The sequence below is a fragment of the Maribacter forsetii DSM 18668 genome, assembly GCF_000744105.1.
In the GTDB taxonomy this organism is placed as follows: domain Bacteria; phylum Bacteroidota; class Bacteroidia; order Flavobacteriales; family Flavobacteriaceae; genus Maribacter; species Maribacter forsetii.
The window spans coordinates 3,887,567-3,900,838 of the sequence record NZ_JQLH01000001.1; the positions used below are offsets into that span (position 1 = coordinate 3,887,567).

At 28.6% G+C, this 13,272-nt stretch carries 10 protein-coding genes; 3 read left to right on the top strand and 7 right to left on the bottom strand.

The genetic code is table 11. From position 1 onward, the window contains the following. Window positions 1–5 precede the first annotated feature (5 nt). Both P177_RS16535 and P177_RS16540 read left to right on the top strand, forming a co-directional pair. Window positions 6–578 carry a hypothetical protein gene (locus P177_RS16535; RefSeq protein WP_036156540.1) on the top strand — a complete coding sequence of 191 codons (573 nt, stop codon included), beginning with the start codon at window positions 6–8 and terminating at the stop codon, window positions 576–578. Continuing rightward, the gene (locus P177_RS16540) at window positions 578–1,798 is read left to right on the top strand and encodes a DNA sulfur modification protein DndB (RefSeq protein ID WP_036156542.1); all 1,221 of its coding nucleotides are present in this window, start codon (window positions 578–580) and stop codon (window positions 1,796–1,798) included. Before P177_RS16535 ends, P177_RS16540 begins: the two co-directional genes overlap by 1 nt. A gap of 2 nt (window positions 1,799–1,800) precedes the next feature. On the opposite strand, the gene P177_RS16545 is transcribed toward P177_RS16540, so the two are convergent. The 5 genes from P177_RS16545 to P177_RS16565 form a co-directional block, all read right to left on the bottom strand. Beyond that, on the bottom strand, window positions 1,801–2,595 hold the full coding sequence (locus P177_RS16545) for a hypothetical protein (RefSeq protein WP_036156544.1): 795 nt from the start codon (window positions 2,593–2,595) through the stop codon (window positions 1,801–1,803). Window positions 2,596–2,662: 67 nt separating this feature from the next. Next, window positions 2,663–7,885 (bottom strand): DNA phosphorothioation-dependent restriction protein DptH, encoded by a 5,223-nt coding sequence (dptH, locus tag P177_RS16550; protein ID WP_167333123.1) that lies wholly within the window; start codon window positions 7,883–7,885, stop codon window positions 2,663–2,665. Beyond that, window positions 7,803–9,284, bottom strand: coding sequence for a DNA phosphorothioation-dependent restriction protein DptG (gene dptG / locus P177_RS16555; RefSeq protein ID WP_036156548.1), 1,482 nt, complete (start codon window positions 9,282–9,284; stop codon window positions 7,803–7,805). Before dptG ends, dptH begins: the two co-directional genes overlap by 83 nt. Then, on the bottom strand, window positions 9,281–11,023 hold the full coding sequence (gene dptF, locus P177_RS16560; protein WP_036156550.1) for a DNA phosphorothioation-dependent restriction protein DptF: 1,743 nt from the start codon (window positions 11,021–11,023) through the stop codon (window positions 9,281–9,283). Before dptF ends, dptG begins: the two co-directional genes overlap by 4 nt. Window positions 11,024–11,069: 46 nt before the next feature. After that, entirely contained in the window at window positions 11,070–11,285 is a 216-nt protein-coding gene (locus P177_RS16565) for a helix-turn-helix domain-containing protein (protein ID WP_036156552.1), read from the bottom strand. 220 nt (window positions 11,286–11,505) lie between these two features. On the opposite strand from P177_RS16565, the gene P177_RS16570 reads away from it, so the two are divergent. Next, the gene (locus P177_RS16570) at window positions 11,506–11,685 is read left to right on the top strand and encodes a hypothetical protein (protein WP_036156554.1); all 180 of its coding nucleotides are present in this window, start codon (window positions 11,506–11,508) and stop codon (window positions 11,683–11,685) included. A 129-nt stretch (window positions 11,686–11,814) separates the two neighbouring features. Here the strand turns inward: P177_RS16570 and P177_RS16575 are convergent, their stop codons facing one another. Both P177_RS16575 and P177_RS16580 read right to left on the bottom strand, forming a co-directional pair. After that, window positions 11,815–12,189: a hypothetical protein gene (locus P177_RS16575; protein WP_036156556.1), complete on the bottom strand. Its 375-nt coding sequence runs from the start codon at window positions 12,187–12,189 to the stop codon at window positions 11,815–11,817. A 21-nt stretch (window positions 12,190–12,210) separates the two neighbouring features. Beyond that, a complete protein-coding gene (locus tag P177_RS16580; protein WP_051941884.1) occupies window positions 12,211–13,050 on the bottom strand; it encodes a PDDEXK-like family protein in 840 nt (279 codons plus the stop codon). Window positions 13,051–13,272: the final 222 nt, after the last annotated feature.

The window sequence follows — 13,272 nt, forward strand, 5'->3', positions numbered from 1 at the left end:
TTTTTATGATAAAAACAAAAACGTTTGACTTATTAGATGCGGAATACACAAGAGAAGTAGTTGATTACCTCTCTTTAGATGATAAATTAAGGTTTAAAAATTCTGAAGAAACTTTTATCCTTGATCCAAATTATTGGGAGAAATATTATAGAATAATAGATAGTTATAATTGTAATTTTGACTGGCAAGAATTCAAGTTTGACAGTAGACCTGACTTAAATAGTATAATCACAAGTAATGATATTGGAGTTTATATGTTTATTATAAAACCAAAGAACCTTATTTACGGAAATCCTGGTTATATAATTTATGTTGGTATTTCAGGAGAAAAAGGCTCAAACAGACCTTTGAAAGACAGAATAGGGGATTATCTCAATTATAACAACATCAATAAAAGAAAAAAATTACATAGGTTATTATCAAAGTATTACGGAGAAGCTCATGTTGCTTATTCTTTGGTTCAAATTCCTTGGCAAGACTTAGAAAAAGTAGAAGAAGCTCTTCATGGTTTTTTTATGCCAATTGCAAATGATAGAGACTTTCCTGTAGGAATTAAATCCATTAAAAAATCATTCTAATGAAAAAATACAAAATAGCGCTACCATGTTTAAGAGGTGTAATTGGTGATTGGGTTTACTATTCATCTTTGATGTCTGCAAAACAAATTAAGGAGTCTGTATCAACTGTTAAGGAGATAAGAGAAGCTACAAATTTAGATGAAGTTTTACAAAGGAAATTAAAAGAAAGAAAAACCGATATAGCAAGATATATTTTAAATAATGAGTCTAGGTTTTTCAATTCTATAATCTTAGGTGTATTTGGTGGAGTGCCAAATTGGATTGAATTTGATTTGGGGGAAAAATTTGAAGATGAATTAAGTAGTGATGATATACAAACGTCAGAAAATTCAATGGGAATAATGGTGTTCGAGGGAAATGAAAACATTTTTGCTATAGATGGACAACACAGAGTTGAAGGAATAAAAATTGCTCTGGACAAGGATGTTGAAAAAATTAAAGATGATCAATATTCTGTTCTTTTTATAGCACATATTGATGATGAAGAAGGAAGAATTAGAACCAGAAGATTATTTTCTGATATTAATACAAATGCCAAACCAGTATCAAAAGGTGATAGAATAATTATTGATGAAGATGATATTAAAGCAATTGTTGCAAGAAAATTGTACAAGAGTTTAAAGTACTTTAAAGGAGGGGATATAATTTCCGTATCTGAGCAATCTAATCTAGCTATTGAAGATAACGAGTACTTTACTAACCTTATAGCATTACATACAGTAAACAAGCACTTAAGTAAGCTTTATAAAATACCAAGGGGAGAAAAAGGAAATGATAAGGTGCACGTAGATGCCTTTTATAAAATAGCAGAAAATTTTTATAGTTTTGTTTTTGAAAATCTTGATGAGTTCTCAAATTATTTCATAAAAAATGAAATTACTATAAAACAAGCTAGGGAAAATAATTCACATTTATTATATAGACCAATAGGATTAGTTTTGATTGCTAAAATCTACGTCAATTTTATAACATCTGAAATTGATTTAGACAAATTTAAAAACCTTAATAAATTAAGTTTCATTTTTCCTGAAAGCCATCTAAATGGAATATTGTGGAACTCTGGAAAAATGGATGTTAGGATGAAAAATCAAAATTTAGCTTTTCATTTAACCTTGTATATGTTAAATGAATATGCAAAAGATAAAACTGATGATCTGTTGAAAAATTATAGAGAAATTTTAAAAAATGAAGATGCTATTTTACCTGATCCACTTACTTAAATTTATATTTCAACTGTAATCGATAAATCATTTTTAAACAACTCTTTCAGGTGAAGTTTTCTCAAAATAAATTCAGAAGGGAACATATCATCTCCATAATCATCAAGTTCAACATTTAAAAATAAATTATTTAGATATGAATATACAAACTCTCCTCTATTCGAGATTAAAATTAAATTTTGAATATAACAGAGTATTATTCTAGTGCTAGCTCTTATAAGTTTAATTAAATCTATTGGGCTATTTAATTGAGAATTATACTCTGTATCTTCTGGGAATTCAAGATCACCATGAGCAAATTTATTTCTTATATTATATATGATTTTTATCTCCTCCTGAGGAATTATTTTTTTGTATTCTATTAGATTCTTTTCTAATGAATTATTGAACATCAAGAAAAATCTTTCTTTAAAAACTTTATAATCTTCAATGAGTAATTCGTCAAAATTTTCAAACTCTTTGACACAAAGATTAATTTTGCCTACTTTTTTAATTTGACTTTTAGAGTATCTTTTTGATAGTAAATTTTCAAAACCACCCCATACATAATTAAACACAGTTAGCTCATTAATATATAATTGACTTACATTTCCTTTTGCTACGTCATATTCATAAGAAGGTCTGCACCATTCTTTACTATCAGTTTTATCAAACCTATTCCAGTTGAACTCTATTTTTTTAATTCCTGAAGCAATCATCAACCAATTATGTACATCTTCATATCCTAGTTGGTTTATTATCAACGCTAAATCGGCACTGTGTTCATGAATGCATTTATATTTATTTTGTTTAGGCATGTTTATATCTAAAAAATCATAAGATCGGAACTAATCTTATGATTATTATTTGATTAATTCAAAAATATTATTCTGCTTTCAATAACTCCCAAAAAGCTTTATCCTTTATTAAAATAGGTGATGAACCAGCTAGATTAACAATACTCTGGTGCTTTTCTAATCCTTTAATTGTTTTTATTAAATTATCTCTTTGATCTCTAGACTCTATAGAGAAAAGAGATTCTACTTCTTTAGTTTTAATTTCACTTACTCTATGTATTACCCAGGTTAAAATATAGTTAGAGTAGTCGTTTTCACTAGTTGAGAAGTGGTTTAAGAACTGTGTAGACAATACCGTACCAACACCAAACTCTCTACCCTCTTTTAAGATCTTCTTTATAGAATTAAAGTTTTTACTTAAAAAGTTATCCGCTTCATCCACTAAAATCATCTTTTTAATCTGCCTTTTGCCATCTTTTATAATACTATGCCCATGTGTTTGCATTTGCGTGTAAAAAGCATCTAAGGTAATTGCTACAATTAAATTCTGTATAGATTCATCATAACCAGATAGATTAATTACAGTAACACCTTCCACCAAATCATACAACGATTTTGTTTTTGATACATCTGGTTCAAAAATCTCAAAATCTTGTAAATTAGAAATAGCAGCATATAAGCTGTCCTGTGCTACTTTTTCGTCTTGCATATAAATATCACAAACATCACCTACGGTAGGCGGAGGTAACGTCCAAGAATTCCTTTTAGCCTTATAAATCCCTTTAGCTTCATATGCTTCTATAATAGCATCTCGTAATTTTTGTTTTTGAACATTTCCTAAATTAAATGCATTAGAAATTGTTTCTTTAATATCATTAGCGGTATGTAAAGGTAGCATTGGTTTAGATTGCTCTGTAGCATCTAATGCTAATGGATTATATGGTAAATGGAAAGGATTATACACTTTAGCTGAAGTCGCATTCACAAAATCATCTTTTATATAGTCTCCTTTATAATCGAAAATTAAAACCCCTAGTTTATCTGGACCAATATTCTTATCTTGATTGGAAACTAATTGAGATATTAATGACTTTGTAAATTGTGTTTTACCAGTACCCATAGTACCAATAATACCAGTATTGGTATGCATTACTTTATCGGTATTATTAGGCTCCCAAATAACTTGTTTAGAATCATCCTTTAACTCAGAACCAAATAAAACTTTAATGCCTTCTTTTATTTTTGAAGGGATTTCTTCGACACTTTTAGAATGTATTTTAATTTTATCATTTGCTTCTTCTGGTTGATTTAAAATCTCTTCAACAGGTTGACTTTCTTCAGCATTATTAAGGAATCTATTGATAAGAAGATTCTTTTTTTCGATTCCAGTTTCTTTCTTATGAAATAACTCAATTAAATCTTCTATAGATTTAACTAAAAAGTTATACCCGTCTTCTTCAAATAATCTAGAAAGCACATAGTCTTCATTAATTTCTATTCTTCGTTGTAATGATTCCTTACCAAAATGAATTACACCAAAAGAACCATATTTTGAATCTAACTCTTTAGATATAATAAAATTGTTATTCATTAAATCGTATCTAAAATCATCTATAACATGATTCCAATTTTGTACTTCCCAAATGTTATACAACTTCATTTTTTCAGCACTAGTCAATGCTATTTTTGCGAAAAAATTACGATAGAACTCACCAAGAAATCCTGCCTTTAAAACATGCTCACGTATAAGTTTAGCGGTACGTCTACCTTGTTCAATTCCTTTTCTAATAAGATTGCTCCCTCCTATTTTCAATTCGATAGGATATAAATGCATTTGCAAAACCCCGTTCTCTCTTCTTTCAAGACCTATCATCAACAAGTCGTCACTGAAGGAGCTTTCTTTTGTTCTTAGATTTTTGGTGGAGAAAAGTCCGTCTTGCATATTAAGTCCTGCACTACCAGAAACACGTAGAATCTCCTCTAAAGAAACAGGAACCCAAATTATATTTGGGGTGTAAAGAAAAGTTAAGGCCAACTTAATGCCAGATAGCAAACTAATTTTTTCCCGAGGGAATTGACTGTCTTGCCTAATAAGTTTTAGTAGCCAGTCACCATTTATAGCATTAAAAAAGTTAATGACCTTAATGGTATCTGTACTAGTATTGTATTCAACTTTATTCTTTGTTAAAAATTCAGCTACAATATTAGCATATTGGCTAGTCTTTCTTGAAACAGTAATAGAATCATAACCACTTGAATTATTAAATTGGTCGCTGTAATGAATTATCACTAAATCATCTTCTTCTTGAAAGAAGTCTAAATCTACTTTTGGATCAATAAACGTAACCCATTGCGAGTTTATATATAAATTTTCGAGTTTTTCCTTAACTTGAAAATTGATTGTAGTACAAATAGCTTTGTCTACTTCATAATTATCTTCGTTTGCAACAACATTCATTGCTGAATTATAAAGGCAAACAAGTTTAATTAAAGTTGACTTATCTGAAGGCAAATCTTTAGAACCAAAACCTGATTTATAAATTTCTGCAATTGGCGTCGAAGGGATATCAGCCATTAATCCATTTAGAGATAAACCTGACTTAACTTGAGAAGGTTTATTAGATGAACTACCCGATTTTACCCGGTTAAACTGATAAAAAGTGATATGCGAATATTCGTATTTTTCATTTGATTTAGGAATTGGCTTACTGTAAAAATTAACTTTTTCCAAGAAGATATTTAATAAATCTTCTTTTTCAAAATTACTTGTCTTTAGATTAATTTTAAGTCGACTTTCAATATCCTCAACATTATTAAAATAAGATAATTCTTCAAACTTTGAAACTAACTGATCTGAACCGTAAATATTAATATCAATAGTCAAAAGATCAGATGGTCTACTAGATAAATGTTTATTTAAATATCTTTTATAATACTCAAATAAACCTTGAACAACCTCTTCACAATCTCCTAAGTTGACAACATTTAATTTGATAGGAGAATACTTAGATTGAGAAAATAGAAAATCGAAATTATATGTAAAGTTTTCTATTTTCGTAGTAACTAGTTTACTAACAAAATCTTTAGGAGCAGCTTGCTCTGAATCCTGCATTTTTGAGTAACTAATCCACTCTGGAGTATCAATCGAATCAATTTGGGTAAAAACTTTGTTTTTTTGTAATTCTATATAAGGAATTAGGTTTGATGGATTAAGTCTTTTTAATATTGCGTTATATATTTCCTCTTGTTTTAGCTGTCCATTTAGGTTTAATTGATAAGCAATATTAATAGGATGTAAAGGCGAATATTTAATTAAACCGTCACTGTACTTTTCTTGAATTACACCAAGTAACACCAAATCTTTTTCACTTTTTTGTAGCGGTCTATCTTCTTCAATTTTATTTAATTCTTCATAATAAACATCAACATATTCTTCGGCAAGTTCCTTTAATTCATCTTTAAGAAACATTAGACTAGGTAGTGACTTTTCTTTAAGATAATAATCTCTTAAATTATTAAAAGATTTTTTTAATCTATCACTTATTTCTAGAGAGATGCTATGCAATTGTTTGCCTGAGAGCTCTTCCCATGAAAACCCATTACTATCAATAATTTGTTTTTCTAAAAGCAAATTATTCCTAAAAGCCCCCTTTACATGATATTCATTATTTTTAAAAGCCAATTTTAGACTGTCTTCATTAAGAATAAATTTATAGTGGCTTTCAAATTGTCTTTTATTTTTCCAAACATCAATTCCCATAATTGGCTTAGGAGGATCAGATTCTGGCTTTATATTAACAACTAGGCTAAACTTTTCTAGGTTCAAACAAAAACTGATAATGTTATCTTCTGAAAGATTCTCATAATCAATTTTTAATTTTAATTCTGTATTATCATTTATAGTATGTTCACTATCTGCAAGAAGTGTAGTTTCAAATTTTGAATCACTTCCTATATTGAATGACAGAAACTCATCATTATCTTCCGCTATAATTAATGCTCCTTCTTTAGATATTAAATAATTGTTTTCAAATTTATTTAATAGTAGTTCAGAGTATGGCAAGCAAAGAATTTTAAATCTATATGTTTTCTTTGTTTCCTTGTCTTTGTATAAAATTTCAGTAAATAATTCATCTGAATTGTATCCGTCAATTTTTACTTTTAAACTATTACCACTACTCAAAACAGAAGTTAAATCTTTATTATTTTGAACTGATATACCTGCTGTTTTTGTAGGTTGGTCACATTTCAATTCAAAATTTACAGGAAACTCTTCTGACGGATTAAAAATGATAATATTTTTTGTTCTTTTTTTTGAAACAGTATCACCCTCAGGTCTGCACCAAATTTTAACAAATGCATCATCATTAATATTGTCATCGAATTTAGGCGCTACTCTTTTCTTTTTAGCGTCAATCCATCTTTCAATTTCTGGATATTCAAAATCACTCCATTTATCAGCTTTAAGTATTTTCTGCTTACCCGTTTCTGAAACTAAACGCTCCAACTCAATTTCCGGATGACCTTGTAAAAAAATATTTTCTAAATTTTCATATAATTCAAAAGTGGAGCTTAAAATTGTTTTTATTTTTTTAGTATCCGAAATTGTTTCCAATTCAGAATTCTTAAACAACCCTAATTTGGAAAAATCCTCGTCATGAATTTTACCTTTAGACATTGTGATTATTACACCAGAATAATCAAAAATTGTATTATTATCTTCTACGACACTATTGGTTTTGCGGTCAAGAACTTCCTTTAATGTTATTTTCTCATGCTTATTTAAAGATGTACTACTGTCAATATCATAAATAATTTTTTGTTTAAAATTCTTATAATACAAAGGCATTCCCTCTTTTAGTAAACTTCCAGAGCCTCCAATCAAACTGTCTAATTTCCCACTAAACAATATTAAAATAGCAGTATCTTTAAATGCGCCTTTTTGTTCCGCTACTTGATTACGAAGCATTGTAAAGTAATCTTCCGATGCATTTGTGCTAGACGAAACAATTACTTTAGTTTCACCTACTTCTATATAAAAAGTTTCATATAGCCCATTGCCATCGGGATGTGTATAATTAAAACTTATGACAGGTAAAGATGTTAGCTTAGAAAACGATTTGTAAATACCCTTTACATGATTGTCATTCTCTAGATAGAGATTAAACCTTTCGCCTGGTTTAATATTCTGTAACTCGAAATAATCGACTATAAGCGCCGTTATATATTTATATAATTGATTTGACATATTGTGCATCTCCGCTATCGCTTTTTTTCTCAAGTAAATTGATTCGTTCAAATAGTTTAACAATTTCAACTTTTGATGTTTCATCAAAAGAAAGACCCCTTTCTTCTAGCTTACTCCACAAAGATTTAAGTCTAATTTTATCTTTATCCTCAATACAAATTTTAGTAAAGAAGAGTAACGTCTCTTGACTTATTGATGTAGTGTAACCTAACCTTCCCCTAAATTTTGTGTAATTTGATTTAAAAAATTCAATTAGCCAGTTTGAATAATCACTATATGGTTTTTCTCGTTGTGAATTTCTAAACTGATAATCAATTCTATAAAAGAGGGAATAGATTTCTATTTGTATTTCGTTATTAAATTTTTTCGTAGATAATCTCTTAGAAAGAGAGCTTTCACAATCTTTCCAGTTTTTCCCCATTTTGAATGGGCTTTTTAAAGATTCAATTTGTGGTTGATAGAATTCTGATAATTCTTTTACTTTTAAAACAAATTCTTTTGCCTTATCCTCTGATAAACCTTCATACGAGCCTACGATAGTATCATAATCCCCTATTTTTTTATCATTTATAGAAATATAATTTAATAGCTCTAAGGTGTTAGCATGTGAAAATAAATTTTCTAAATCTAATAAGGTATGCTTCCATCCAAAATTGAAGGACCGTCTAGTTTCTGACAAGGTTTCCCAATCCATTGAAAAACAGATAGGCTTTATTTCTTTAGTTCCTCCAAACTTATTTAAGTTAATAGCCGTTTGGCTTAAATAGAAAAAATAATAATATTTAAATAAATCCTCAATATGTTCTAAAAACAAGTCTTCCCGATTAGATAAAACATTAAAATCGTTTAAAAAAAGTTCAGTAATCTCGTCAAAAACATTCGTGTATTTTATGTTCGATTTTACTTTTGACTTATCTTCTAATTCAGGTAAACAATCTATTATTAATTTATAAAAAAGGTTGTCATTTTCAGATCTTACAAGGTCTTTATTACTAAGGATTTTCGTATTTAAAAAGATGTCATAAAAAAATTTGCTTGTTTCCTTTAGAATGGCATGCTCATTTATAAAATTCATATAAGAAAGCATTTTTTTATTAAACTTTATAAGATCACCATCTTCTTCAAAAAATAAATTAATTATAACCTCCTTAAAATCTTCTGGATGTTCAGTATCAACTTTATTAACAGCTTCTTTGAGAATGTGTTTTTTAAGTTTTGTTTTAAAAGAACTATCATTATCTTTTGTTAGCTCTTTACTGAACTGCTTATCATTTGACATCCTAAAGCACTCCCCTACAACACCTTGAAACACCTTAAAATCTGACTTACAATTTTTATTATATTTAGTATTAAATGGCAAGAATTTTAATTTACTCCCTGTTATATGACTAAATTTACCGCCTTTAAAATACAACTTATCAAGCCCCTCTTCACCCTCTTTATTTAGTTTAATATTTTTCATAATAATTGAAATTTATACCCTCCGAAACTATCAACTGACAAAGCATAATCAGCAGGTTTTCCAATGTTAACTTCATCTATTTCGAGCATAGAATTAGAATCTCCATCGCCAATAAAATTGTTGATCAAACTAACAAAAGATATATTATTATTATTATCCTTTTTATTTGGCCTATACCCCTTTAAAATTCGATTTAGCATTTCATAAAGTCTATAGTCAATATGCACTTTATATGGCATATCAGAATTTTTCAATTTAAAAGAGAGCGTAAACTCCTGGATAAATTTAGTTACAAGAGGATTATTGGTTTCTGGTTTTTCATCTAAAAAAGGCTTTGTAGAAAATTCTTTGAGAATCCTATATTTTAACTGATTTTTTCCAAGATTTACAACAACACGGTTATTCTTTTTTGGATCACCATTCCATCTTCTAGCTGATTCTTCCACTAGCTTGTAAACTTCCTTAATAGCGGTTTTTTTATTGTTATTAAAGTCATAAAGCAAGGACATAAATTCATAGTAATATGTATTACTTAGTTTATGGCTCCTTTCTGAACTCTGAAAATATTTTAAACGGATAAATAATTTTGTAATCTCTTCTCGAGATAGACTCTCTCTTGATATTTTGTCATTCAAGACTTCCAGCGTAGCTTTATTTATATTTTCTGTAAAAACATCTTTAGGATTATCTGAATTAATCAATAATATTAAAGTTGAATCTAAACCTTCATAGCGATGCCTGCAAGGATCTAATCTAGAGATGGCATTAAACAAGGAAGACAATTCTGGATGCTCAAAAAGATAATTAGGAATGATGTTCAAGAAAAAATCTGACTCTTTTTGCTTTTTTAGTTCTGAAGTATAAACCTCTAGATTATCCCAAGATAAGTTTATTGGTACAATCAGCTCAAAGAAAAAATTCAACAAAGAACGAACTGATACTATAAGTTTATTTTTAACGATAGTTTGGATAATCAAATTTATTACTATATCACGATTCTCAACTTTCATTAAAAACTCGTAATTAAATTTTATTGGACACATTTCTGCGCATTCAAAATATTCCACATAGTTTTCATACGCCGCAAAAATTGGATTTTCTCGAATGTTAGCAACAATTCTTTCTAATAATGTAGATATTATTATAGACTTAGGTCCTTCAGATGATAAAGAGTACATGTGATAGTCTGTAAAGTTGACATGATGAAAATTACACTTTTTGTTATTTATTGTATGGCAAATAACATCGGCATCTAAAATATTTTGTTCCTTAACATAATTAAATAATTGATTATAATCAGATTCATGGTCTTCTTGAAACTTACTGAGTGTTCCTAAGTTTATAGCTAGAATTAATTTTGTTTTGGATGCTTTAATATTTATATCTTTAAAATCATCTAAAACTCTATTCAATGTATCGTTTGAAGTCTCTTTGGGATTGTGGGACTCTGTAGCATCATTGTGAATTTTAAAAACATCTATAAATTCCTTTAGTTCATTATTTAGATGTGATAATATATGTGATTTACCATCACCTACATTTCCACATACCAAAATTAGTTCAGCCTTTGAAGATTTAGAACATTCTTTTATTTTTTCAGATAGATCCATCTCAACTTCGCGTTTGACATGAAGATATTCTTGAAAGTAATCTAAGCTTGATGAATTTCCTTGTGCAACTGCATTTTTAGATGATTCTCTTAGCTTTTGAAGTTCAAAAAAGAACTCGTTGTTAAACATACGCCTTTTGTTTTTTTAAAAGATTTTGTAATAGCCTATGACAATTTTATTTGAATAAATCCAGAACTGAAATATCCAACCCAATAGCAATTTTTTCAATATTTTTAAGTGTGATATTTTTCTCCGCTCTTTCAATCATTCCTATATAAGTCCTATGAAGGTCTGAACGAAATGCTAGTTCTTCTTGAGAAATACCCTTTTCTTTTCTGAAGGTTTTTACTTTATTTCCAAACGAGATTAAAATATCAATTGAAGGTTTCATTGCTAATTTTAGTATGCTTAAAAGTAGATTTGTTAAATCCCTACAACAACATACTATAGTTAGCATTATTAAAAAATTAGTGACCAAATAATATATTCACACCTGTCTTTTGCAATTCAATAACTACTAAAAAAAACTTTTTTTCATATGATTTAAAGTCATTAAAATAATCCTGTAATTTTAAACCAAGCAATTCGACTAAGAAGACCAAAACCTAATAATGAATAGACAATCTAAATGGCTAACAAGTAAAGAGGTGAAAAAACATGTAAGTATTAAAAGTTGTGATTTAATGCATTATAGAATTGAAAATAAACTTGATTTCGAAAAAAAAGGAAATGCATATTTTTATTCTGAAACTAGTGTCGAAAAATTAAAAGATTCGCTCAACCTGAAATAGGTTATAAATTTTTAAATAATGTAGAGTATCCATACCTTTTTCTAACAACCTCTTCCTTTTTGCAAAAAATTTAGGAGTTCAAAATAGCAGCTTATAAAATAGTTTTGCAATCAAACTCATTAGTTACTCTTAAACAATTAAATTACCCTCTAATGACTTTTTCATTTCCTTAATATCCTTAATAATATCTTCTGCAATAGCATTTGTTTTTTCATCTAATTTCTTTTCATCTGCAAGATCAAAAACAGCTTGTGTATTGAATGTTCTAAAATTTAATATTTCTTCTGTATATCTCCATCCCAACCACCATTGATTATTTGTATAGTTAGGGTTAATTTCAGCTACTATATTCTTCAACTCATTAAATTCCGTAAGATTGGAAACTCCTCCTTCACCATTTTTTTCAACTGTGAATCCGAAATAAATATCCTCATGTAATTCTAAACCAAAATGAACACTTATACTATTCTGTTCATAAAGCTTTACCCAAAAACCAAAATTCACATCTTTATTTCTTGCTTGATTTTAGAAACTATTCACATTATCCCAAGTAACTTTTTTCTTTTCCAAGAACGTTAAACCCTCTGCATCTAGCTTTTCTTTTAAACTTTCCCAAAACGACCATTGAACTTGAACTTTTGCGTCATTTATATTATCTGCTATCAAAGATGCTTGCTTCAATACTTCTGAAGATGATGCTATATACTCTTTTACTTCTTTATTCATTTTTGTTGTTCCTGTTTGCCCCGTTAATAATTGAATTAAATTTATGTAATGTGATATACCTTCACGTAATAGCGGTAACTCAACAGCTTCCTTTCTACAGCTCACTAACCAATCAATTATATCTTCTTTATATGAAATTCGTTTAAATTCCTCATCTATAATAAGTCCACTTGAACTATAATCTTCAGGCGTATCACCCCATAATGTTAGATATAGAATATTATTAGGATTGAAATTAAAATATCTTAAAAGCTGATTATCTTGATCGCCCGCATAAATTTTATTCTCTATAGTAATACTTTGACCCTTATTATCTGAAATAAAAATATCTATGTAGCCACCAGAAGAATCTGTAATCTTACCAATATATTTTTCAACTTTAACAGTGGTAGACGAAGTATCTAATGATATACCCAACTGTTTTACAAAAAGTTTTAGAAATACATCTCCTTGACCATGCGAGCCATTACGATTTAATAACTCTGCTAAAAATTTGGAATGCAACCTGACTTCGTCTGAAGTAACATTTATAACCTTAAAAATGTTAAAAGCCTCCCCTGACACTTTTTCAAGTTCTTCATATTTTTTATAAATTTCACCAATACTCTTTAATAATTCTTTATACGATATTTGATTCATTAATTATGTAGTATTTTACTAATATAGCCTAGTCTAAATCATCCAAAACTCCTTTAATTTTAGGAGTCTTCGTGCAAATTATAACTTTAGTAGAAATAGAGTTACGGGTTTCCGTAAAATGAAAAATAAAATTATGTTACTTGAGGACTTTTGCGATTTTTTCTGGGCGAATATGTTTTATTTTGGGTGTTAAATATGCCTGAACCAAAAGAGCTTGGTCCA